Source organism: Endozoicomonas sp. ALD068, from assembly GCF_049310145.1.
GTDB lineage: Bacteria > Pseudomonadota > Gammaproteobacteria > Pseudomonadales > Endozoicomonadaceae > Endozoicomonas_A.
In genome coordinates this window covers 6,497,532-6,523,039 of the sequence record NZ_JBLYNU010000004.1, presented here as the reverse complement: position 1 = coordinate 6,523,039, position 25,508 = coordinate 6,497,532, and the positions used below count along the sequence as shown (strand labels likewise).

General features: G+C 47.0%; 11 protein-coding genes. 8 read left to right on the top strand and 3 right to left on the bottom strand.

Features of this window, described 5'->3' with window-relative positions:
* The first annotated feature begins 6 nt into the window (after window positions 1–6).
* Complete coding sequence (locus tag ACO6V5_RS23480; protein WP_422135324.1) at window positions 7–1,155, top strand: murein hydrolase activator EnvC family protein; 1,149 nt, start codon at window positions 7–9, stop codon at window positions 1,153–1,155.
* Window positions 1,156–1,509: 354 nt separating this feature from the next.
* Window positions 1,510–2,994 (top strand): S41 family peptidase, encoded by a 1,485-nt coding sequence (locus ACO6V5_RS23475; protein ID WP_422135325.1) that lies wholly within the window; start codon window positions 1,510–1,512, stop codon window positions 2,992–2,994.
* An 86-nt stretch (window positions 2,995–3,080) separates the two neighbouring features.
* On the opposite strand, the gene ACO6V5_RS23470 is transcribed toward ACO6V5_RS23475, so the two are convergent.
* Window positions 3,081–3,575: a hypothetical protein gene (locus ACO6V5_RS23470; protein ID WP_422135326.1), complete on the bottom strand. Its 495-nt coding sequence runs from the start codon at window positions 3,573–3,575 to the stop codon at window positions 3,081–3,083.
* Window positions 3,576–3,891: 316 nt separating this feature from the next.
* Between ACO6V5_RS23470 and focA the strand changes: the two genes are divergently transcribed.
* The 5 genes from focA to ACO6V5_RS23445 all read left to right on the top strand — a co-directional run bounded on the left by focA (window position 3,892) and on the right by ACO6V5_RS23445 (window position 9,801).
* Complete coding sequence (gene focA, locus ACO6V5_RS23465; RefSeq protein WP_422410929.1) at window positions 3,892–4,779, top strand: formate transporter FocA; 888 nt, start codon at window positions 3,892–3,894, stop codon at window positions 4,777–4,779.
* A gap of 298 nt (window positions 4,780–5,077) precedes the next feature.
* Complete coding sequence (locus ACO6V5_RS23460; protein WP_422135328.1) at window positions 5,078–6,457, top strand: MFS transporter; 1,380 nt, start codon at window positions 5,078–5,080, stop codon at window positions 6,455–6,457.
* Window positions 6,458–6,590: 133 nt separating this feature from the next.
* Window positions 6,591–8,480, top strand: a complete 1,890-nt coding sequence (gene parE / locus ACO6V5_RS23455; RefSeq protein ID WP_422410927.1) for a DNA topoisomerase IV subunit B — start codon at window positions 6,591–6,593, stop codon at window positions 8,478–8,480.
* Between the two features lie 145 nt (window positions 8,481–8,625).
* A complete protein-coding gene (locus tag ACO6V5_RS23450) occupies window positions 8,626–8,748 on the top strand; it encodes a hypothetical protein (protein WP_422410925.1) in 123 nt (40 codons plus the stop codon).
* 69 nt (window positions 8,749–8,817) lie between these two features.
* On the top strand, window positions 8,818–9,801 hold the full coding sequence (locus ACO6V5_RS23445) for a transposase (RefSeq protein ID WP_422442493.1): 984 nt from the start codon (window positions 8,818–8,820) through the stop codon (window positions 9,799–9,801).
* Window positions 9,802–10,206: 405 nt separating this feature from the next.
* Here ACO6V5_RS23445 and ACO6V5_RS23440 read toward each other — a convergent pair whose 3' ends face one another.
* Together ACO6V5_RS23440 and ACO6V5_RS23435 are read right to left on the bottom strand one after the other, a co-directional pair.
* Entirely contained in the window at window positions 10,207–14,157 is a 3,951-nt protein-coding gene (locus tag ACO6V5_RS23440) for a hypothetical protein (protein ID WP_422409560.1), read from the bottom strand.
* Between the two features lie 570 nt (window positions 14,158–14,727).
* Window positions 14,728–17,130, bottom strand: coding sequence for a hypothetical protein (locus ACO6V5_RS23435; protein WP_422409562.1), 2,403 nt, complete (start codon window positions 17,128–17,130; stop codon window positions 14,728–14,730).
* A gap of 900 nt (window positions 17,131–18,030) precedes the next feature.
* Here ACO6V5_RS23435 and ACO6V5_RS23430 point away from each other — a divergent pair.
* A complete protein-coding gene (locus tag ACO6V5_RS23430; protein WP_422409564.1) occupies window positions 18,031–25,362 on the top strand; it encodes an AAA family ATPase in 7,332 nt (2,443 codons plus the stop codon).
* Window positions 25,363–25,508: the final 146 nt, after the last annotated feature.

Here is a 25,508-nt window from a genome sequence, read left to right as displayed (position 1 = left end):
TTGAGTATGAGAATCACGGCTGCAAACCTGATGTTCGCCGTAGTCCTGACTCTGTTCAATTTTATGAACAGCGGAACGGCCCACGCAGAATCCGTGGAAAAAGAATCACCCCAGACTCAGCTGGAGGCGATCAACGGGGACATTAAACATCTGAAAAAGCTGCTGGACAAGCTCAACAACGAACGCTCATCTGCCGAGAGGCACTTGCAATCTACCGAAACAGAAATAAGCCAGCTGCAAAACTCTATTCGTAAAATAGAAAAAGCTCTTGAGCAGGGGCAAGCCGACATAAAAAAGCTCGAAAGCCGTCAGCAGGCTCTGACGGCGCAGAAAAATAAAGAAAAAAGTCGCATCGCCAACAGTGTACGCTCCATTTATTTTGCCAGCCGCGACAATCGGCTGAAGTTACTATTGAATCAGGAAGATCCGGAAGAAGTATCCAGACACCTGACCTACCTGAAGCATCTTCAGAAAGCTCAGCTGGAGGCTATCGAAGCTTTCGAGAAAACGCTGACCGACATAGAAGACAACAGACAACAGCAGCAGGCTCTGAACGACAGACTGGAAAAACAGCAAGCGGACCTTACCCAAAAACAGGACCGGTTGATTAAATCCAGAAATGACCGGAAGCAGTTAATTTCCAGAATCAATGATCAATTCAAAAGCAATGACCGGGAGCTGGACTCCCTCAATCGACAAAAGCAACAGCTGCAGGCACTTCTGGCCCAACTGGCTGCCAGAAAACCAGCCAGTTCTCCTATTCAGCAGTCCAGGGGAAAACTTTCCTGGCCGGTTAAAGGTCGGGTTTTGTACGGTTTCAACCAGCAGCGACCAGATACTCGAATTCGCTGGAAGGGGATTCTTATTTCGGTAAAAGCCGGAACCAAAGTCAATGCCATACACGACGGCACTGTCATTTTTTCTAACTGGCTAAGAGGTTACGGTCAGCTGATTATTGTAGACCATGGTAATCACTACCTGTCGCTTTACGCACACAACCAATGGCTACTGAAGAAAGAAGGTGAGACAGTTCTGGCCGGAGAGGAACTGGCACTCAGCGGTCAGTCAGGGGGGCAGAACGAACCCGGAGTCTATCTGGAAATCCGACACAGGGGAAAACCGCAGAATCCAGTTCCATGGTTATCAAAATTGTAACAGAGGAATCATAAAAAATCGTCCCATAAAAGATTGCAGAAACGGTGGGTTGAACCGATAAAACAGAGAGCTTTGGGTTTTCTTATCCCTTATTTTTCCGGCTGAACCTGAAGCTTGAAAGACAGTGCACAGCGCAGTCTGTTAAATAAAGCTGCCTATACTTCAGTACCGGACCACCGGGATGTCGGCCACCGGGATGTCGGCCACCGGAATCGGACCACCAGAATGCCGGACCACCGGAATGCCGGACCACCGGGATGCCGGACCACCGGGATGCCGGACCATCCAAACCACGAACATTGCCGCAGGATCAGAAATAGCGGCATTTTCACCATAAATGTGCAGGGAGAATTCATGACAACATCTTTTTCTACTTCCCGGCAGCCGATGCCACAATGGATAAAAGCCGCTGTGCTGGCATTGGCATCCGGGTTTGCCCTGCAAGGCTGGTCAGCCCCTGTTGACCGGGGAGATAAGCCCGCCCCGGCAGCGGTTGAACCCGCCGAGTCAGAAGCCGATGACAAAGCGGCAAAGGAAGAGAAGAAAGGCGCACTGCCACTGGAAGAATTGCGTACCTTCACCGAGGCCCTGCAACTTATCAAAAGTGCCTATGTTGAAGATATAGATGACAAGACGCTTCTGGATAATGCCATCCAGGGTATGGTTTCAGGCCTGGACCCCCATTCCTCTTACCTGAAACCAGACGAATTTAAAGAACTTGAAATCAATACCTCCGGCAAGTTTGGCGGACTGGGTATCGAAGTCGGAATGGAAAATGGTTTTATCAAGGTCATCGCTCCTATTGATGACACCCCGGCCCAGAAAGCCGGTGTAAAGGCAGGCGACCTGATCATCAAGCTGGATGACACTTCCGTGAAAGGTATGACTCTGATGGAGTCTGTCGATAAGATGCGTGGCAAGCCCGGAGAGCCTATCAAGTTAACGATAGTTCGTGAAGGGGCGCCCAAACCCATTAACCTGGTTGTCAAACGCGACATCATCAAAGTACAGAGTGTCAAGTCCCGGGTTCTGGAGGATGGCTATGGTTACATTCGCCTGAGCCAGTTCCAGTCTGAGTCTGACAAGGAGCTGGTTGAACACCTTAACAAACTCAAAAAATCTCAGAACGGGAAACTGAAAGGTCTGGTACTGGATCTTCGAAATAACCCCGGCGGAGTTCTTCAGTCAGCAGTGGGAGTTGTAGACGCCTTTATCAAAGAAGGACTGATCGTCTACACCAAAGGAAATATCCCCAACTCTCAGCTCAGCTTTAAAGCCAGCAAAGATGATCCTTCCGAAGGTATGCCCCTGGTAGTGCTGATCAATGGTGGTTCAGCATCGGCTTCTGAAATCGTCGCTGGAGCCCTGCAAGACCATCACAGAGCCGTTCTGGTCGGCACCGAATCTTTCGGCAAAGGCTCCGTTCAAACCGTACTACCTCTGAGAAATAATAAAGAGAAAGGTCTGAAACTTACTACGGCTCTCTATTACACGCCCAATGGTCGTTCAATTCAGGCCGAGGGTATAAAGCCTGATATTTTTGTACCAAGGGCTAAAGTGACACCTGAAGAAGACGTATCCGATTACAAGGAGGCGGACTTGCAGGGTCATCTTACCAACGGCAATAAAAAGACTGAAAAAGGCAAACACAAGAAAAGCAAACAGCTCAAAGACAAGCAGAAGGACGAGTCGGGTTCTCTGGCCGAGCAAGATTATCAGTTAAGCCAGGCTCTTAATGTTCTTAAGGGCATTCATATAAATGCTACCCGGGACAAGAAAAAGCCCTCTGCATTGGCCGAAGAACCCAAAGAGACTATAAAAACAGCAACGACTCTTTAAGCTTCGTAAAAAAACCGTCTGGAACCGTTCAGACGGTTTTTTTACAAGCCATTAAAAAACAGAAAGCCAGATGCTTTCACTGCATTTCAGAACCTGAATTCAATCCCCAGACTGATGACAGGCTGATCTCTACTGTCAGACCTGGTACGTTGCAATAACGTGTTGGCTGTAGACTCCGAAACAGTGCTCTCTACCGCTTCAGGCCCTGTGTCCAGAAAAGTACCTAAGTCAACACTGAGATCGACTCGTTTTGCATCATCAAGAAGTTTTTTCCAACCGACACCGACATAGGCTTGCTGCCCTTCACCAGAAAAATAGGCCTTCCCCAGTTTCTTCGAGTCGCCCGAAAATGCTCCTGCAGAGACCCTGAAGCCACTTTCAAAGGGGTAGTAATCAATCAACAGACCGTTTTTTGAAGCAGAGCTGTGAGTATCGGGAACAGAAAGACCATCACCGATCAACGAATAAGCACGAAGACCAAAAGTGTGGCTGCTTGCTGGTTGTTGGCTGCTCAAAACCTCACCGCCGGTTTCTACAGGGATAAAGTCGGCATCATCTGCCAGAGTATTTACGGAAAGCATGATGCAGACTGCGAAGATTGAAGGACCGCCGTTCATTATCCTTTCTCCGGGAATCACGATTTGGAACAGGGATCTTTCCCCTATCCTCTCCGGAAAAGCCGAAGCAAGTCAACCATTCAACGAGTGAATCCTGAAAGCAACTCACGAATTCTCCTTCTGATCATCTGACTCCCATATTGATAAACTATCTTTTCTTAATGAAAAAACTTCTCACCATTTTCATCAACGATGGGTGACGAGAAATAGTTTTACTCGAAATAGTTTTACGAGAAATAGCTTTACGAGAAATAGCTTCAATCGCTCATGGTCATTAAGTTTGGCCGTTCTTTCCCTTCTGGACCCCGACATGCAAACCGACAACAACCCACAATCTGGCTGCGTACCTCCTTCTGAAATTGCCCGTCTGGCAGAAGACGCCGCTGTGGGTAAAACTCAAAAGCACCCTGAAGTGACCTTTGTCCTTGCCGTTCTGGCCGGTATTTTTATCTCTCTGGCGGGCATGTTTTACACCATCGTCACCACAGGAACAGAGGGCCTGCCCTATGGTATGACCAAGCTGGTCGGTGGACTGACTTTCAGCATGGGTCTGATGATGGTCGTACTCTGTGGAGCCGAACTGTTTACCAGTAATACCCTGTTGCTGATGGGTCGCGCCACCCGTCGTCTCAACATAGCCCAGATCACCAGGAACTGGACACTGGTCTACTTCGGTAACATGACCGGTGCCTTTTTCATGGTGGTCATGCTCATGGGAGTGAGTCAATACCAGGGCGCTCATGGTGAGGTAGGCATCAACTACATGTACATTGCCAATGCCAAAATGGGTCACAATTTCATTCAGGCCATGATGCTGGGTATCCTCTGTAATCTTGTTGTCTGTCTCACTTACTGGATGACTCTGAGCGCACGTTCTGCAGCCGGAAAAATGCTCGCTTGCACATTACCCGTCGCCTGCTTCCTGGCAGCCGGATTTGAGCACTCCATTGCCAACATGTTCCTGCTGCCTATGGGCTTGCTGATCAAAAACATTGCCGCGCCTGAATTCTGGGCAGCCACAGGCTATAGTGCTGACTCTTTCAGCAATATCACTGCCTTCAACATGATTGTCATGAATATCATCCCTGCAACCATCGGCAACATTATTGGTGGTGGTGTCATGGTAGGTCTGAGCTACTGGTTTGTTCACCTTCGCGAACGTGACTGAGCCCTCATTAAGATAAGGCTGCATTGACGCAGCCTCCCTGCTCAACCACAGTGGTCTTATATCTGGTTTTCATGACATCACCCTTATAAGACTTTAATTCGACAGGCGTTTTTTCTGAATGGTGCTACATTATTCCCTAAGTTGACTTTGAGTCTGAACAGATGAACGACAAAGATAATCTTTCGTCTCCTCCGCTGGTAAAAGATTTTTTTTCCGTAAAAACACTGCCACCTTTGTTTTTTCGGCCCCTTCTATCCTGACGTGTTCCACTTTTTCTTAAAAGTTCATGGAAGTTTTCATGAGATCTTTCCTTAAATGCTCTGTTGTCCCTGATGGCTACTCCAAAGAGCAGCACGAACGCTATTCAAGATTAAGATTGCAGATTCTGCTCGGGGCTTTTCTATCTTATTCGGCCTATTACCTGGTTCGGAAAAACTTTGTCATGGTCATGCCCGACCTGATTTCAGAAGGCTACAGCAAATCTGAACTCGGAATGGCGCTATCAGCGCTGGCCCTCAGTTATGGAATCAGCAATCTGGCCATGGGATATCTGGCAGACCGTATTGATGTCCGTAAGTTAATGCCTTTGTGCCTTCTGGGCTCGGCGATACTCTCTCTGGTTCTTGGCTTTTCACCATTGCTTCAGTTCCCGCTGATAATGATAGTGATCACCCTGGCCCTCAATGGCTGTATACAGGGTTCAGGATGGCCATGCAGTGCCAAACTGATTGCTCACTGGTTCGTCAGGCAAGAGCGTGGCACAGCCATGAGCATTTGGAACCTGTCGCATAATGTCGGCTGCGGCCTGCTGGGGCCCATTGCCATATTGGCAGTAACACTCTTCGGTAGCTGGCAAAGCAAGTTCTTCGTTCCAGCTTTTATAGCCATCATTATTGCCATACTGGGGTATCTGCTCTTACGGGACAGACCTTCTCAATGTCAGCTACCGTCGCCTTCTGCGGAATTGCCGGAAGAACTGGAGATAGAACGACACAAGACGTCCTTTGTCCGAACGCTTCAGCTGTTCAGCCAGCATTGCCTGACTCTGCCACCGCTCTGGATTCTGGCCGTCGTGAACGCCTGCACTTATTTCATTCGTTACGGTGTTATTGATTGGGCTCCAGTCTACCTGACAGAAACCAAAGGCTTTAGCTTCAACGCCTCCAGCTGGGCTTTCTTCGCTTTTGAGTACGCCGCTATTCCCGGAACCCTTATTTGCGGCTACGTGAGCGATAAGCACTTCAAAGGCAAGCGTGCTCCCATGAATGCACTTTTTATGGCACTGGTACTCATTTCGGTCATTGCATACTGGAACTCACCACCGGGCGACACCACTCACGCCGTACTCTCGCTGATCTCCACCGGCTTTTTAATCTACGGCCCGGTCATGCTGGTACACGTTCATATTATTGATCTGGTACCTTTGCCCTTTGCAGCCACTGCGGCCGGTTTCTGTGGTCTCTTTGGCTATATTTTCGGAGCCACTTCCGCCAACCTGTTACTTGGAAAAGTACTCGACCTCTACGGCTGGGATGCCTGCTTCCAACTGCTAGCCGGTGCCAGCTTCCTGGCTCTGCTATTGCTTTTACTGCTCTGGCTATGGGAAAACAGGCACCCTGACCCTACGTTCGAGTTCAGCCCGACCACACCGCAATCCATGACCCTTTCATCAAAATAAAAAAGGTCTTCCCTGAACTAAAATCCCGAGAACAAATACCCATAACAATGATAAGGTGCTCTCAACACTGACTAACGCCAAGGCTTTAGGTACACTTATGAGTTAACGCGCAATCAGACCCAACAAGGATTTCATGCGTAACGACTATACAGCGGAAGCCATTGAGGTACTCAGTGGCCTGGACCCGGTTCGCAAACGTCCGGGCATGTACACAGACACAACCCGGCCCAACCATTTGGCTCAGGAAATCATCGACAACAGTGTCGACGAGGCGCTGGCCGGGTTTGCCAGCAAGATCAAGGTTATCCTGCACAAGGATAACTCTCTGGAAGTCACTGATGATGGCCGGGGTATGCCCACGGATATTCATCCGGAACACGGAATAACCGGCATAGAGCTGATCCTGACCCGGCTGCACGCCGGTGGTAAATTCTCCAACAAGAACTACCAGTTCTCTGGTGGTCTGCACGGAGTGGGGGTATCGGTTGTTAACGCACTGTCGACACGTCTTGAAGTCACTGTTCGCAGAGATGCAAAAGTCTCCCTGATTACCTTCAGGGATGGCTACAAAGACCAGGATCTGCACGAGATCGACACCTGTGGACGTCGCAATACCGGCACGACAGTTCGTTTCTGGCCCGATGCCAGCTACTTTGATTCAGCCAAATTCTCGGTCAACAAACTCAAGCACGTACTGCGTGCCAAAGCCGTACTCTGCCCCGGCCTGAACATCGAGTTTGTCGATCACCACACCGGCGATACCGATGAGTGGTACTACGAAGATGGCCTCACCGACTACCTGAAAGGTTCGACCCGGGAATACGAAACCCTGCCACAGGAACCTTTCACAGGTTCACTGCAGGGTGAAAAAGAAGCGGTAGACTGGGCAGTACAATGGCTTCCTGAAGGTGGTGAATTGCTGACAGAAAGTTACGTCAACCTGATTCCAACTCCCCTGGGCGGGACACACGTCAATGGTTTAAGAACCGGCTTGCTGGAAGCGATTCGCGAATTCTGTGAATTCCGTAACCTCTTACCTAAAAGCATCAAACTGGGCCCGGACGATATCTGGGAAAACTGCTCCTACGTTCTCTCAGCCAAACTGGCTGACCCGCAATTCTCAGGTCAAACCAAAGAACGTCTGTCCTCAAGAGAATGCGCTACCTTTATTTCCGGCGTTGCCAAAGATGCTTTCAGTCTCTGGCTCAACCAGCACCATGCAGAGGGTGAGCTGCTGGCAGAACTGTGCATCAATAACGCCCAGAAGCGGATGCGCAAGTCCAAAAAAGTAGCCCGTAAAAAAATCACTCAGGGACCTGCCCTGCCCGGAAAGCTGGCAGACTGTTCAAGCCAGGATTTGAATTACACCGAATTGTTCCTGGTCGAGGGTGATTCTGCAGGGGGCTCTGCAAAACAGGCCAGGGATCGTGAATATCAGGCGATTCTGCCACTGCGCGGTAAAATCCTGAACACCTGGGAAGTGGATTCGAGCGAAGTACTGGCCTCTCGTGAAATTCATGATATTTCTGTAGCCCTGGGCGTTGACCCGGGTTCAGACAAACTCGACGGTCTGCGCTACGGTAAAATCTGCATCCTGGCGGATGCCGACTCTGATGGTCTGCACATTGCCACGCTACTCTGTGCACTGTTTGTACAACACTTCAGAGCTTTGGTAGAACAGGGACATATCTATGTAGCCATGCCTCCCCTTTACCGAATCGATGTCGCCAAAGAAGTTTACTACGCTCTCGATGAAGCAGAAAAAGAAGGCGTTCTGGAACGAATCAGGGCCGAAAAGAAACGGGGCAAAGTCAACGTACAGCGTTTCAAGGGTCTGGGTGAAATGAACCCGTTACAGCTTCGTGAAACCACCATGTCTGCCGACACTCGTCGTTTGGTTCAGTTAACGCTGGAAGACTTTGAGCTGACCCATGAAGAGATGGACATGCTACTGGCCAAAAAACGGGCTGGCGATCGCAAGAGCTGGCTGGAGGCTAAGGGGGATTTGGTGGAGATTTCCTGAGTGTGGATTTTTAGGTAAAGATTACTTAAACAACCAGAGTGTGCTTGAGATCTGTTTTGGAGGTTGGCAGTCAACCTCTAATAACACCTACCGATGAAATATTCATAATGATACCGTTCCAACCATTACACGATGGACGCCAATAATGAACGAAGCCATGATCAATCCGGAGATCGTCCATTGGGCCCGGGAGCGTGCCGGGATGGCTCCTGCTGATCTGGCGAGAAGAAAAAAGAGAAAAAAAAAAGAGAAAAAAAGACACCCATAAATTTGCTTTCCCATCCACCTGGTCTACTTTTTCACCCACCACTGATTTTTTACCCAGACAGGTGAGTTCATGGCTCAGGCCCGCAATACTCTGATTGACCCCGGCTCAACGCCTTATTACCACTGCATGGCAAGATGTGTTCGTCAGGCTTACCTCTGTGGAGAGAACCACCTGACTGGCAAGAACTACGAGCATCGCCGCCAATGGGTGGTGGATAAACTTCAGGAACTGGTTGCAGTCTTTGCTATCGAAGTTTGCGCTTACGCTGTCATGTCGAATCATTATCATGTGGTTTTGCACATCAATCAGTCATCTGCCAGGAGCTGGTCACGGAATGAAGTGCTGCATCGTTGGACGACCTTGTTCAGAGGTCCACCTCTGGTGCAAAGGCATCTGGCCGCTGACAAACTGGGCAGCGCTGAATTGGCCCGTATTGATGAATATGCTGAGGAATACCGGCGTCGTTTAACGGATATCAGCTGGTTTATGCGCTGCCTGAATGAACATCTTGCTCGTGAGGCCAATAAAGAAGATGAGTGTAAAGGACGCTTCTGGGAAGGTCGCTTTAAAAGCCAGGCATTGCTGGACGAAGCAGCGTTACTGACCTGCATGGCCTATGTTGACTTGAATCCGATTCGGGCAGGAAAGGCAGAAATACCGGAAGAGTCGAACTACACGTCGATTCAGGAACGAGTGGAGCAGGTTAAACATTCTGAGACTAAAAAACAGCCGCTGACCCTGAAACCTTTCTGTTTGCAGGGACAGGAAGCGGACGTTGCCCTTCCCTACCTTCTTCACGACTATCTGGAACTGGTTGACTGGAGTGGCCGCATTGTCAGGACAGACAAGAAAGGTTCCATCCCGTCGTGTACCCCTCCTATTCTTCAAAGACTGGAAATTGATCCGGATGAGTGGCTGAAAACCATGCAATGGAATAATCGTTTTTATCGGGCAGTTGGCCGTCTGGAGGCGATGAAGGCTTATGCAATTGAAGCCGGACAGAAGTGGCTTCGAGGTTTAAATGTCTGTAGTCGTTTGTATATGATAGGTTAGCGTAGAAGTCAGTTAAGACGTCAAAGACCCTCTCTTTATCTCTCTTCGACTCATGTCGGAATGAATTTGCATTGTCTGAATTATGGCTTGAACAGCCTCTGTTCGTTGGATGGCAATGTGTAGTTCGATGATACGCTACTTGAAGATAGATTTTCTGATCCTTTTTGGGAATACAATTTTTGAATGTCTTGTTTTTATTTTTATGGGTGTCTTATTTTTTTTCTTATGGGTGTCTTATTTTTTCTGCGGAGATTGTCCATTGGGCGCGGGAACGTGCCGGGATGGTTCCTGCTGATCTGGCGAGAAAGCTAAAACAGAAGCCCGAAAAACTGCTTGAGTGGTAGCAGGGCAAAAGTCGGCCCAGTTTTGCCCAGGCTCAGAAGCTGGCGTGACAGCTCCGGGTAACTACTTATCGATATATGTCCATGCCCCGTAGTACGGCCCATGTCCATCATCACAACCAGCTGTACTGCGATGCGCCTCCGGATAATAATGATTCCACCAGAAGACTGCATCAAGATTCGCACTTATTTCAGTTTTCACAGCACATTTAAAAACTTTGTCGTGCCACTTATAATTAGAGAATACTTTTAACTTAATTTCTTTTTTAATATTTCTATTTTTGCATTCTGACAGTAAAAATACAGCATTTTGTTTTTCAGCTATATTGCCCAGAATGGCATATCCTTCGTTGTCAAGACGATAGGGCCAAACATCGTACCAGCGCAGTTTTTCTGAAGTTATGTCCCACACAGGAAGGAAATTGATAACCCTGTGTGAATCTCCAAGTTTGATATCTCTTCTTCCATTGACAACAACATAATACTCATTCTCAAATTGCTTAGAAAGCATTCTTTGCACTGCCATACGACCACAGTCGTACTGCCATTTTTTATCAGGCATCAAGCCACAATAATCAACAACACCAGGGATAATTTCATTCAATAAAAGTTTATCACCCACCGATTCCTTGCCAGCTCTGATGCCACCTACAACCTGCAGCAGTTGCTTTGTTGTCATTTGAGATAGCAGGTAGTACCTGGCATGAGCTAATATAACCTTGCTTCCCTTCTGTATTTTTTGTGCTCTTTGGTTCTCGAAGAAAGTTTTTTTATTCATAAATTCAAAAGCTGCTTTTTTACGAATGAACGAGAAAATCTGATAATCAACAACTCTGTAATTTTTATCGAGATCGCACAATGTCTGCAGTATATACCTATTTAATCCTGTGTAATCATCTAAATTAAGGCAAGGATTTTCTATGCCATCACTACCGGACTCCTGCATGTATTGTCGCGCCACGTAACCGCTTAGCTTGTAGCCTATAAAAACTGAAATACCTACCAAAAAAGCTCTGAGCCATGACCTTTTAGTCGGTTCATACTCATATCGTTCTGAGCTTTTTAATTTAGCTTTACGTCTGTTTTTTTTGCCGGTTAGCTTATTATTCTGGTCTAGTCGGTGGCTAACATTATTAATTGGATTTTTTAAATTTTTCGAGGTTTCATTATCGACTTCAAGGCATTTTTCATGTGTTTTTTTATACTCTGAAACTTCTTTTTTAAGCCTTTCATTATCTGCCTGAAATTCGTCACACCTGATATTTGATACTTCCAACTTTTTTTTAATATTGAGTACTTCAAGATCAAGCTGACTGATTTTTTCTTTATACCTATCAATCCCCTTTCTTTTATCTTGAGCTTGAACCAGATCTTGCTTTATTTTTTTTAGTTGTTGCTCAAGACTTTTTATTTCTTTATCAAGATTTACATTTTTTTCCTCATAGCTTTTATTCAGTTTATTTAATAACAATATTTTTTCACTCATTTTCTTATTAGCAGACTTCCTGTCAGCTATCTCTTTACCTTCCTTCGCCAGCTTCTGCTGAAATTCATGAAATAATTGCTTTCGCTCCTCTTCCTTTTTGGCAAGACTGATTTCATTAGCTTTTAAAGCATCCAAAACTTTTTGTTTCAAAATTTTTAATTGTTGTTCCTTATTATTTAATTCACAGGTCAGTTCATCAATGCGCTCCTTCATCACTTCAATCGTGGCTGACTTGGAATGAGTACTCCTGTGAGTTGGCTGTAATGGTAATTCACCTGTCTGCCGATCTATGTCGTCTAAAAGCATACTGAAGAAATAATTCTGTGAAAAAACCGATTTCAAATAGAGGGCACGGTCCCAATGCTTGCCCTGCTTACGAACAGAGGTATTGCGAACCAAGGCATCAGCGTTTAGCCCCCTGACGATGCTCTCATAAATAACCAGTTCCTCTGACTGAAAAGTCGCCTTTGATCCAGGAATCGCCATAGCGACATCCAGGCTTGGGAGGAAGGCGTTGATTGACCCGCTATCAACCTCGAAATCAAACACATACAGGTTATAGGCTTCAGGATCAGGCCTCTGTCCGGGAAAAGAAAACAACATTTTTTTACGGGGTTCTGATACTTTAAAACCAACCAGTTTTGTGTCCAGCCACTGTTTTAAATCGTCTACTTTGTCGTACCCAAGCAGCACATCAATATCATCCGTAACAGGCTCGTTATCCTTGAATTTAAGCTGATGTCCAAACCCGTATTTGGTTATGTACGCTCTTACAGACTCTCCTCCATACAAGCAGCTACCCGTTTCTTTCTCTACACAAAAGGCTTCGATAATATCCTTGAGGCCATCGCGCAGATTAATAATAGTCTGAGCAAACTGGTCATATTTATCAAGGCTATCAACGACACGATTAAACATATCTTGCGTCATGGGTACAACATACTCATCATAACGACTACGACTGTGATCAGAAAAAGCAGGCTGATCTGTATCACCTGCTGGACTTATGGGGTGATTGATATAACGAGCAAGACGCTTACTCACAACCATTGCCCAGTCTTTCATCGGCTGACCTTCAACAGGTAAAACCTGCAGCATGCCTGCATGGCTCATCTTGCGCATTAAGTCGTAGGCATCCTGAAGATCGACTTCGGGTGACTGCCCCACACTCAATCCACTGTTTAAAAAAAACTGCTCTGTCGCCTGCCACAGAAGACTCTCAGGTAACGCGACGGGTGACAAACGTGGCTTTTCAGAAAATGGGGAGCCTTCACCTTTGTCCTTATCTTTTCCACCTTCGGCTCCCTCACCCTCACCCACCCCGGAACCCTCTGGCTCCCTTTCTTCAGGTTTGTTGAGAGTGAAGCTTTCTCCGCTGCTGGAAAAACTATTTTCCTCTGCAGGTGCATCCATCATATGTGACTGTGGAACAACACCAGCAGAAAAACCTTGCGTGGTCATCCAGCCAAAACAATGCTGATTGTCGGAGTAGCAGGCAGGAACCACAGGAGACAGCCCTTGCAAGCCTGGTTTTTGATGTCGCCGGGACATCATAGCCTTCACCGGTTCAGACATTAAATAAGCCGACCAATACCAATTCAGAAACAACCGGCTGAACTTAGCTATAGTCTTTTCAGTGCTGACCGCCAGAAGCCGGTGAGTCAGCCAGGATGGCACCCTTAGTGCGAGTTGCAAGCCAGACTCATTTGCTTTCTCTGGAGCAATAAGCTGGGCGGTTAAACAAGCAGTAGTACTTCCTTCTTTCGGTTCGCTCCAAACAACCTGTTGATACCGCTCTACATTGATGTCATTAAATTTTTTTATCCAGAAAATGCCCTGATTACTCCCCACCTGATAAGTGCTGGTCGTGTTGTCACTGTTGGGTAGAATGATCGAGAATACAGTTGCAGTGGTATCCTGTTGCACAACCTGCAGTTGGGCTTTTCCATCACGACTTTTCACGACCGACTGACCGGGTGTGATCTGCTTATTAAGCTCGGTAACATAGGCCACAAGGCTGTGCAGGCTGGCAAAATTATCGTGCCGTAGCTGATAGTTTGGATCAGCTTCTGCCAGAGTCGAGTAGCCAAGCACCGGATTCAAGGTGCCAGCCTCAGCAGTGGCAGAATCGGGTATTCTCACGGGGTTCCACTGCGAACCAGAAAATACAAGCCACGAAGCCCATTGCCTGAAAGCATCAATCAAAAGAAAACGGTGCAGCAGACCAGCCGAAATAATGTAAACCTGCAAAAGAGGATAGATAACCGAACTACAGGGCACGGCATGACCCTGACAAACTAACGCTGATAACACGATTGCAGACGATACCGCCAGCTGCACAACCGCCGCAGCCCCGACATCTTCGAGGTTAAACGAAAAACTTACAGAGACACCGGGAACAGAAAACTGTGTACAATAAGATGAGCTATCTGGAATGGTATCACCGTACAAATCAGTAGAATACGCACAGAACACGGCCAGAAATAGCCAGGCCAAGCACAAGAAAGATATACCGGTTTTTATACTCAACAACTTCCACTCCATGACCCATTAAAAGATACCCAATATAAGTACCTAACCAGTTGGTTTCGCATATTCTGGACGGCGGCTTTCTCCATCCTTTTGCGTTCCAACTCTGGTTGCATAGCTATGGCTACGCGCCCGTCGTTACGCCTTGAAGGATGAAAAAATCCACTCGCCAGAATATGCGAGACCAACAGGCCTGGTACTTAGATACTGGGAAGCTGTCGTACTTAAAATGGTCCTGCTGCGGTTACGATAATTGAACACCAGGTATGCCCAGACATTCCCGGATCGCATTAACTGGCGCAGGGGAGAGCTTAGAATAAAATGCCAATCATTACTTGAATGTGGTGGCTGTACTCCAAAAAAAGCTAACATTTCGCATTATCAGGAAGCTTGCATAGAGGTTAGGGCTGCGAGAGGATGACCAGCTTCGATTAGCAACAAGTAAAAACAGGGAGTATCAACAACCACAGGCTCTCTTGTCATTAATCGGTCACCCAGTGTGTATCGAAACCATCGCACGGGTCGAGCCGATAATAACTGCGCTGGGCTATCAAACCCGCCATTTTATGATCACATATCCTTGGATACTTTATTCAGAAAGCTTTGATAGTCAGCGGGGTTCAGTCCCAGTTTTTGCAAGTATTCAACAGTATGATGAAGAACTTCTTCAGGAGTGTAATCTTTGCTGGCTTTAATGTCGTCAGGTACAGACTCAATCGGCTCATTTCGCATTCGACGCTCATGGATATATTCGAACAAGGCTTTTAAAAACTGATTAATCAATTTTAATTCCTGCATACTTTCTGGACAACGGAAAAAGCGAAACTCTATTGTGCCATAAGGATCAATTATCTCAGTTCCTGGAATGTGCAACAAAGATACAGCCATATATTTATCTAAAAACACATTACCAACTGCACCAAACATTTTTTGCAAAGGCGCCAATTGCACAAAATGACTGTATAATTTTGAGAACTGTTTAAGCTTTTCCAATTTCTCTGAATCCGTTAGCCAATAAGCACTCCCCTCTCCATAATTTACACCAGCCAACTTCTCATTGTACGTAGCAATCATCCAATTCATCCGTTCAATTGCCAGGCTTCTCAAAGCAGCATAGTCAGAAAACAATTTGTACCATTGACCCTCATCTTTTTTAACAATTCGGTCATTATTACCGAATGCTCTGGTTAGATAAGGATTGCTCTCAATCTCCCTCTGTAATTCCAGTAGAACGCCGGGGTTGCCATGGGTAGCAGAGAGTGCATCTACATGCTTGTGACCGGAGGCATGATCTATAAAGCCATCTTTAATCATTAAGTCAACGACTTTAAATACTTTTTTAAAGCATTTTTCCGCACCAGCGTCACCATCATGGTAAGGCGTACAATTCACCTCAAGCCATTTTTTAAAATCTACAAAAGGGGCTACATAGAAATGACCATCAAAAGTGTACCTCTTAGGATCATAAGCAGTTTCCTTATTGGCTCCTAATTTTTTCATATATTTATCTACTTTCGTAAGATAATAGTAACTTGGCCCGCCCCATTGATCTTCTTCTTTAGAAACCAAATCATATTCCAACTCTTCACCAAATTTGAGATTAATGGGATTATCAGGTAGAAGAGCCTGTCCGACTGAGTCTGGTTTTTCTTGAAACATATCATCAAGAATATCTAACCAGCGTCTATTAAACTCCCCCGCCATGACCTCTTCATTAAAAGCCATTCTGAGTTTGTCATTACCTCTAAGGACAGCGATAATTTCATTCTTGCAATCTATAAAGCTGAAACTCTTATTTAACTCTGTAATAATTTCTACCTTATATTGATCAGTAAAACTCATAAAACCAGCAAATTCTGAAAAATAGCCTTCCCCAAAAAGCATCTTTTCAAAGAATGGAAATGTCGCATGCCCAACTGCCTGATAGCCATCAACATCACCAAAGCCTCTGTAATTCTCATAAAGGTAATCGGATAGTAATTCACGAAGATAATAGCGACGATATGAATGATTTCTATCTGACAACTGTTTATCTTTCCGAGCAAACATTTCTGAAAAAGTTGAATCTATTAGTTCAACTTGGTTATTAGTAATCTTTTGACCGGAACGATATTTATCGGCATCATCACTATAAACAAACTTCTGATCTCTTAACAACCCTTCCGTAAATAATATAAAATCTACAAATATCTCTTCAACATTCGCACTGCTAGTAATGTAACTACCATCGCTGAAATATATATAACCAGAACCCTTACACTTATTATTCCCGATTATTCTTTTGATGGATATATTATGTTCCCTCGCAAGTTGATTAACGGTATTCAGGAAGTGCTTGGCTGCATCTCGAGGTGATAAGTCCAGCACCTCAAAATCAAGTTCTTTTTCCTTTTTCCTCTTGCGCTTGCCTGGTTTAAATTGCATTGATGCTTCTTGGCTTTGATCCTTGGCCGATCTTCCGTTTTTTTCAGGCAACCGATCACCTTTGCCACCCGCTGCTCCGTTTTCATTTGAATTACCGAGGCTGACAATTCCGTGTATATCATCTGTATTACCTCTCAAAGAAACATTGTTAGCAGTATCAATTAATAAAGATAAAAAAGCACTCAAGACATGAGCACTATTGCCAGCCTCATTTTTGTCATAGACCAACTGGTAAAAGTTATCCTTTTCTTTTTTAGAAAGACCTGTACTTTTTTTGCGATCAAGTTCCTGGTACTCTTTTGTCACTTTATTTGTCTTGCTTTCAAGAAAGGGGTCTTTCCAGTCTTTAAGATTCGCTATAACTTTTTTCTTAAAAGCATTCAATAGCGTTTTTTCAGCGCTATCTCTTTCAAGAGGAAGTATTGGAGAAAATAATTTTCCAGTAAAACCCGGAATAAGAGCTGCCTGATAATGAAGAGAAGTAGAACCAAAAGCTTGAAAGTGCAAAGCAACCAAGAATAAGGATGAGAAAAATACTAATGATTTCATAGCCAGTTATAAAATTGAGTGTTAATCCATTTTCCATACTATAAAATTCGAATAATTTTTGTTCAGTTTTTCCTGATGCCATGCTGCTAAAAGTGCATTTTCAATACCCGAAATTTAACGTTCTAAGAGTCATTAATCCTTCAATATCCCAGTACTAAAAAGATATCCACTGTAAGTACTACTGTTCTTTTTTACGTTCAATTGTACAAACATTCAATCAATATGCACTCTAAAGTAGTTGCGATTTATTTATTAATCAACTGCACTGAAGAAATATTATTTAACCAAGAACAAAGCTTACAAGACCGTTTTCCCACTTCTCACAAAGAATCCGGAAACCGGTGACATTCACGTTTTGAGTCACCGCTCCGGCATCTTCAATAGCCAAGACTAAATTTCCGAATGAAACTTTCGTCCACTTCGAAGGTCATATCATAAGTACTCAACCATACGAAATCATATTTTCTGACTCATTGTTCAGGCACTCGCGGCAACTGCTCCTGCGTTGCTCTAGCTCCTGCATCCATGCAGTCGTGCTGTGTTGCAACTCTGGTCACATAGCTTGCTAGGAGGCTGACCGAGAATAGCGCCCGTAGCGAGGAGGGCAGAAAATTGAGGATGAAAATTCGGTTTTGTGAGGAGAATAGCGAGCTATTTGACGAACAAAAGCGGATTTTCAGACCAATTTGCTGCCGCCACACGACTGCATGGATGCAGGAGCTAGAGCAACGCAGGAGCAGTTGCCGCGTAGGGCAGACTATTCTCGGTCAGCCTCCTATGTTCCCGTCGTTGCGCCTTGCAGAGCACCTGCCCAATAAGCCAGAAATATTCGATTCCGTATGCCTGAGTACTTAAAACATTTTAAATACAGTCTTTCAGATGTCAGGAGAGAGATGGACTATGGATGCCCGGATTGATGGGAAACTACCCAAACCGGTTCTTGAGAGTCAAGAGCCTGATAGTCGTGTAACAGCCAAGAGAGCAACGCGGGATTTGTCGTCGAAGGAAAAGGGTGTAGGAATCTGCTCCGAAATAGAATCCAAACTGAAGATATCGCCATCTTCGGAGATATTGCCTGACAAAGCAAGAACTGTATCCTTAACGGACTCCTCGCTGCTAAAGTCCCCTTATTCCTTCGATTTTCGTTTTGTCGCCAATGATGATGAGGTTCGACAGCTTTTAATCACCCAGACCTGTGATGAAGGCCGGGATGTCTCTCTTATTTCCCATCCTGATGACCTCTTACAGGCTAATCTGGTGAGCCGGTTGAGCCTGTCCGGTGATGGTCGCCACACTCTGCATTCAGGCAAGCTTTTTGAAGGCTCGCAGCCATTGACCCTGGTGATCGATATCCGAAAGCTTACCGGCGAAGAACTGCCCAAATTGAACGATCTGCTGGACCCGGATAATCCCTGTCTATACGACAAAGTCAGCCAGAAAAAACGTCCTCTGGGCAAGCATGTTGCTCTGCTGGTTCTGGCAGATCGCGCACAGTTGGCATCGGTTGGCCAGCATGAAGAGGCACCGGCGGTCGGCGCTCCGGCGGCCGACGCACCGGGCGCTGATTTCTGGCGGCGAATTAATCGACCGGGCAATACCTGGCAGCTCAACGAAAAGACCGGCAATGCCTCATTGATGGATATCAACGAGGTTCAGGTATTGGCTGAACTCCCGGCTGCTGAAGGTGCTACGGATGACGAAAATACCCTTCTTATTAACTGCCACTTGCACACCAACTGCCGGCAGTTGCTGCTGGGTGGCCCTGGAGTGGACCAACAAGGGCGAATCCGACACATCCCCGGCAAGCTTGAGTTATTGAAGGCCGGACAACGGGTGATTCTGAAAGGGGCCGACTGGCAGGATCTGGCCTTCGAGCAGACGGTTCGACAGATGCTCCAGCAACAGTGCTTTGAGAGCAACGGGAAGATCTGTCCATTACCCGACGATGTTCAGTTTTATCGGATGCCGTTAGGGAATGAAGAGCTTCATTCACTGTTCCAAAGTCTGTCTCATTCGAACAATAAAGAAGATGATAAAGAGCAAACACCAGGAAACCCGATCATCATTAACCAGAATAATATCAGGGAGTGGCTTAGCCCGATTGCCATTACCCCTGGAGGCTATTCAGTCCCAAATACCTGTCTGTTGGAACAAATTCGGGCAGGTGGTGTAGTCACCGTAACGTCCCCCCTCACTGAGGCACTCTGGTTTCGTTTGCTGGGTTCACTGCAGACGATTTGCGAGACGACAGATCTGGAGCCCCGACTTCAGGTGGCTGATTCAAGACGGCAGCCAAAAGCACTTGGATTGGCAGAAAGCGATGAACATCCAATCACAGATCACGCTACCTTCAATGCCGTCACTTATCGGCGACATGCCCAAACAAGTCATTGGCTAAATAATCAGCAGAGATCCCCTTTGGTCATTCAGGTCAGCGAACAGACCGGCTTCAGCCAGCTATTTGATAATACCCATATCACCTCGGAACAACAGGCGCATTTTGGACGACGTCAGAGTAAATTGCAGGAGGCATTGACCGCTGGCAAACCGGTTGTATTCCGGGGACTCGAGCGTAATCCAAGGCTTCAGCAGCTTCTGGAGCCACTGGTTATTGGGCAACCTCTGTTGGTGAACGGTCAATTGCAAGCCTACCCACAGGCTGATGTCACCTTACTCTGGCCTGAGTCTGCGAAAAGTACGTCTCCGGTCTTGCATTCGCTGGTCGCCAAGGGTAAACCCTGTCCTGAGGTTGATCTCTGGGCTATCAATGCCGACAGGCATGAAATCCCCCGGGCTGAGCTGCCTAAACAAGCGCTTAATAAACTTTACCAAGCGTTTAAAACCGTCCCTGCCGGCCTTTGTAATCCTCTGCCTGAAATGACCGAAGAGTTGTTGAATAACCTGATACTGGCTGCCCGTCGGGCACAACAGGTTGATCAGTCCTCAACGCTTTTACCCCGCCACTGGCGCAGGGCCGTTAATAGCGTCATCACCCATGGCACCCGGCAGAATCCGCTCGTCAGGGACTTTATGAAAGTGGCTTGCTGGTATTTGTTACCGGATAAGAAGCCGAATAAGGATCACCCTCCCTCGGTAGACCCGGATCAGATAACGGCCATCATCAACAGTGCCCCGCAGTTAGATAGAGCGTTTTTGGAGCAGAACCTGTGGCCACTGGCCAGAGCCACTGACCCGACAATTTTCAAGGGCACTAAATCTAAAGGGTTACTACTATCCTATGAAAATCCACTTCCAAGGTGGGGTAAAAAAGAAGCTCTCGACAAACTCTGCGCCCTGATCGTGGCCCACGGGCCTGAGGAGCATCGTCAGGCCATGGCGTATCAGTTGAAAGTCGATCCGGAGACAGCGAAACAACATCCACCGTTGGCCATCAGGCCATCAAGACAAATTAGACGTTTGCAAGATGCACTGGCTTCTGGCTGGCAGTTACTTTTGCCATTAGTGCAGACGCGATCCGATGTCATTCACGCGCTAGCCAGCGATTGTTTTCATATAGCCAGAACAGCGAATTCTGAGGCAGAAGGCATTGAACGCATTGAACATCGGCTGGCTGAATCACTGAAATGGCGAGGTTCCGCTGATACGTCCTGGTCAGCACTGGCCCTGGATCTTTATCACGGCGAGATGAGTCAGCGGGATCGTGAAAGCCGTCGATTGTCCCGACTCCACGACCGGCTTAAGGATTCTCCCGTTATATTACTGCAGGGAGAAACCGGCACCGGGAAAAGTTACTTTTCTGCCAAAATGGCCAGGGCTTCGGGACAAGCTTCAGTCATTTCCCTTGGACCTTCTGATAGCGAACAGACCCTGATGAAACGCTGGCAGTGGCAACAACACGCCGACGGCGACCGCTCTATGGTGCAGCAAAACCGGGCGTTGATGGAATGGGCCAATACCGAACCTGACAAAAAAGACGGAGAATACATCACCCTGGTTCTGGATGAGGCTAACCTGACCAAAACCGGATTACTGGCATCATTGAACGGCTTATGGGAACCGCAACCCTGCATCTATGTGAATGGTCATCCTGTCAGGGTCAGCGAAAAACACCGGGTGATTCTCACCGGCAACCCGGATCATTACACCGGGCGCCAAATGGACCCGGCCCTGAAAGAGAAACTGCCCAGAGCTTATTACCCACGCCTGGATCAGGCTTTCCTTCGAGACAGAGTAGTGGAACCAGCTTTGCTCAATCAGTTGCAACGGCATCAAATAAACGACATTGCCCACAGTGCCACCAAGAGTGTGATGGCACTCTGGCAATATTATCAGGAGCTGTTGCCAGACCATGAGTTTACCCCCAGGGATTTAACCGACATCTGCAGCTGGGTGGGTTGGTATCTGGATCGTGTGTTATCCGAAGACGAAAGTGCCAGCTGCGAGCAAGTGAACAGTTTGATCCAACAAAGTTTTCGGGATGTGTTGGGTCCCGAAATCAACGAGACTCAGCAGGATGCCCTCTCGGCACTGGAAATCTGGTTTGCTGCCCGCTACCACCCGGACCATACCCTACGCGACAGGGTTCATAACCACACCCTGCCAGATATGCTGCAGGGCTTCAGAACACTGACCAAAGAAATCCGACCTGAGTTTGATACCTGCGGATCGGCAGTCATTGATCTGGTGCAACGGCTTTGGCAGGATTTAAGCCGCTGTCAGCAAGCTTATCATCACGACAGAAAACACGACGGCCGTCAGGCGACCCTGATTCAAGGCCCGGCGGGTCGGGGCAAGGATGTCACTCTCAACCTAGTGATTGAAAGCGTCAAACGGCAGGCTAAACAACAGCAAGAATCCATGCCGGAAGTCTTGCTCCTGAATGCCTGTGATTGTTCCTGGGAGAAACTGTGTGAAAAGATCCAGACGGCAAGAATCCAGGGCGCCATCGTGGTGATTTCGGAAATGAATCTGATCGATAGCCAGCATCTGGAAGGCGAGTTAAACGATATTCTGGCTGGTGACGCCTATCCGGGTTTCCACCTGTTTGCCACCATCAACCCACCTGAGTACAGCGGGCGAAAACCCTTATCACCAGCGCTGAAAGGACGTTTTCGACATTTGCCGATCCGACAGTATAACCCGACCGAATTGCAGACCATTGCCGAAAAAGTGTTGCCAAAGTCCTCAGAAGGGACATTCGTCGCCAACAAGCTAACAGAAAAACATTGTCTTTTAAGGGCTCACCTGCAACAGAAAAACCTGCCCTTGCAGCCCACCAGCCTTGATTTACAGAATGTTGCCAGGGCTGTCTTCAGAGGAGGCGATTTTACCGAAAAAGCCGTTCATCAATGTCTTAATCAGCACTACCGGCTTTATCTGATGGCCGTCAACCTGGCGCTGGAGGAACTGCCCGAGTCTTCGGCTATTGCCATGGGGAAAAGTGAATTTGATTCCGGACTTTGCCATTGGTTCAATGAAACGGTATCGGGCATTGATCGGCCGTGGTTAATACGACGCAGTGATCGCAGCGCTATTGATGAAAAACACCATGAAATTCGTTTTAAGGCTTGTCCAACTGAAGAGCAAGCAAAAACGGAGATCATCAGGGAGGTGGCTCAGGCCAGGTGGCAATCATCCGGTCTTTCCCTGAAGCCGGACGAGTCGGACGATATTCTCACCGGGGCACTTTACCGGCACTGGCAGCAACGCTGGTTTGCTGGTGATTTTGGCCGGACGGGCGTGGACGCTAACAGCGTATTTCCCCTGACGGAAGAACAGCAACAAACGCTGAAAATGTTGACTAACCAGCCCTATCTTCAGGCGGTTGATCAACGGATAAAGGCGTGGAAAGCCGATAAAGTCCAATGGTGGCCGGCGTTCTGGCATCAGATCAGTGACCTGCTGAACCATCTGGTAGGCGATTTTATCAACCAGACATCCGTTTTTACTGGCAGTGATAAGGCACCTGAAAAGTACATACCGGAAGCCCACGAGAAAAAGGCTCCGGCATTGGACCAGATAACGAACTACGAGAACGAGGGGGAGCCACAACGTGAATATCAAATTATTTTTGACAGGCCGAACCATTTCCCCGGGATTTATCGATGGTGGGCAGAAGATATTTGCGTGTCTGCTGAGGGCGATGTCAAAAAGATCAGTATTAATGATCAACAACTGCAGGGGGCCGAAGTCCTTTTACCGGCGCGTTTACCAGGGCGTGACCAGCCAGTGACATTAGCCAGAAACCAAACGCTGGCAACCTTTGAGATGTCATCAAACAATAGTCGATATGCCTTACCCAGCCTGACGCCTGACGACTATATCGTGGCCCTGCGCACAGAGCCCGAATTACGATTTACCCTGGTCAGGGACCGATATACCGGGCTTCATACGCTGTCTGTTGCAGAGGCCGAAGCCAGTCAGAACATTCAATTTGCTTATATCGTAGAACACCGGGAACCGGGCGAAAAAACATCTGCTGCAGAAGCACGGTCAGAAGCATCAGGACGTTTTGACGCCCGCTGTTCAGAAGGTATGGAACAAGTACTGAAGGAAGTGTTAACGCATATTAATCAACAACCATCCAAAGTACAGGTACCTTTGCAGAGAATAAAAAACGCTACAAAAACAACGCAACGCATTGAGGCGATCAGAGACTATTGTCTGGAGTTTTCCGGTACTGCAATACCAGAAGAGAATGAAAACTTCTTTCAATTCCTGGTAACAGAGCGGCAGGGTAGCTGTCGTCATCGTGTGCCTGTTTTTATCGCTTTTTGTCGTTACTTCGGGATTCCATGTCGGCAAATCACTAACCGTATCCACGCCTTTGCAGAGTGCTCCATGGATGGAGGCCAAACCTGGAAGTCAGTGGATTTGGGCGGGGCACCCTTCGAGGCAAAAGAAGTCTCCTCTGGTTTTCAGCTGACAAAAAGGGTCGGTGGTTCTGGCACTGAGTTAAGAAAGACCAGGGATATCTTGCAGGGGCTCCTGGAAGGTGCTGATTTAGCACAACAGCAAACTCTGGCTGAAGCCTTTGGTATGAATCTTGAGGAACTGAACCAAACCCTCAAGACAGACTGTGAATTGCCAGAAATCCATCTAAGCACTCTCGAAATGGTAAAGAACCTTTGGGGAAGAAAAGATTTAACGGGATTTTCCATGGGTGTCTCAATATTGGAGTCCTCAATATTGGAATCACTGGAGACAAAAGCATTGGGCGCTGGTGAGATGCAAATGGTGGGTGATGTCTATGACGACAGTGGACAGAAATATAAACCGATGTCGGAGGCTGTCCGACAAATCCTGTCTGACAGTGATGGAGGTCAGGTCACTGAACAACTCAAGTTATTGCACTCAAGAGCGGTTGTTCAGGGTGGCGCAAACCCTCTCGAGTGGTTGAGTTCAACAGTGCATATTCTGCAAAACAGTAACCTGGCCAAACCTTCGGTGATTCACTTTGCCCGGGAAGCCCTGTCACTGGGTTGGCTGGATCCACTGCCGAGCTATGCAGGCCATATTATAGAGGCCCATGAACACCATCAGCTACTGGTGATTCTGCACGCTGTTGATGAACTCAAGGTTAAAGCCAGCCACTGCCTGAAAAAGTGGTATAAGCAATTTTTGTCCAGAGGAAACAATAGCCAGATATGGCGGATGCCTTATAGAAGCTTCCAGGCAGTCAATGCTAATAGCTTTTTTGTCACTCATGGCCATGATGGTTTCTCGCCATCTCTGGAAAAGAACATTCTCAGCTTATCTATGCAGAAAGCCTGGACGGACGAACCTGAGGGCATTCCGAATATAGAACGAATGCTGGTGCATCATCCTGCATTCCCAAAGTTCATCCCGGGCAAGGCTAACCACCTTCCGGTGATTATCGTCGGGGCGCCTGAGTGGAACATAAAAGTGAGAAATTTAAAAAACAAATGCAGGGAAGCTCTTCGGCAAGCCTTCAGTCATTATCTTTATGGAATAACACACTCGAAAGGCGGTTGCTTAACCTATTGCTGGGGTAATGCCCGAGTATATGGATACTCGGAGGAAAACAACTACGGCGCTCATGACCCATCCTCACCGGAAGAGCTCCATGCCATGATGACTGTCATTGAAAGCTCTTGCGAGTTTCAGAAATCGCTTCAGGCTGACTACTTGCAGGAGGCATGTTACGCCAGTCATGCGCTGGTGCTCAAATCCGATGAGCTGACAACCATTGCCAGAGAGTTTTTGAGCAGCGTGAATTTGAATTCGATTTACGAGTCACTGGATACCTGATCATGGTTTGGTCATGGTGATTTTTTCGAGGTTCGTGACTTCCCTCAATGGCAACGAATAATTCTCCAAATGGAACTTTAAGCCCGTTCTAAAGTCCAATCATCAAACAATTAATTTCAATGCAGTCCTTCAAATAGCAGTAGGGA

Excerpts from the sequence above, each read along its gene's own strand:
- ACO6V5_RS23480 (WP_422135324.1), top strand. The coding sequence starts at position 7 with ATGAGAATCACGGCTGCAAACCTGATGTTCGCCGTAGTCCTGACTCTG.
- ACO6V5_RS23475 (WP_422135325.1), top strand. The coding sequence starts at position 1,510 with ATGACAACATCTTTTTCTACTTCCCGGCAGCCGATGCCACAATGGATA.
- ACO6V5_RS23470 (WP_422135326.1), bottom strand. The coding sequence starts at position 3,575 with ATGCTTTCCGTAAATACTCTGGCAGATGATGCCGACTTTATCCCTGTA.
- ACO6V5_RS23460 (WP_422135328.1), top strand. The coding sequence starts at position 5,078 with ATGAGATCTTTCCTTAAATGCTCTGTTGTCCCTGATGGCTACTCCAAA.
- parE (WP_422410927.1), top strand. The coding sequence starts at position 6,591 with ATGCGTAACGACTATACAGCGGAAGCCATTGAGGTACTCAGTGGCCTG.
- ACO6V5_RS23450 (WP_422410925.1), top strand. The coding sequence starts at position 8,626 with ATGAACGAAGCCATGATCAATCCGGAGATCGTCCATTGGGCCCGGGAG.
- ACO6V5_RS23445 (WP_422442493.1), top strand. The coding sequence starts at position 8,818 with ATGGCTCAGGCCCGCAATACTCTGATTGACCCCGGCTCAACGCCTTAT.
- ACO6V5_RS23435 (WP_422409562.1), bottom strand. The coding sequence starts at position 17,130 with ATGAAATCATTAGTATTTTTCTCATCCTTATTCTTGGTTGCTTTGCAC.
- ACO6V5_RS23430 (WP_422409564.1), top strand. The coding sequence starts at position 18,031 with ATGGATGCCCGGATTGATGGGAAACTACCCAAACCGGTTCTTGAGAGT.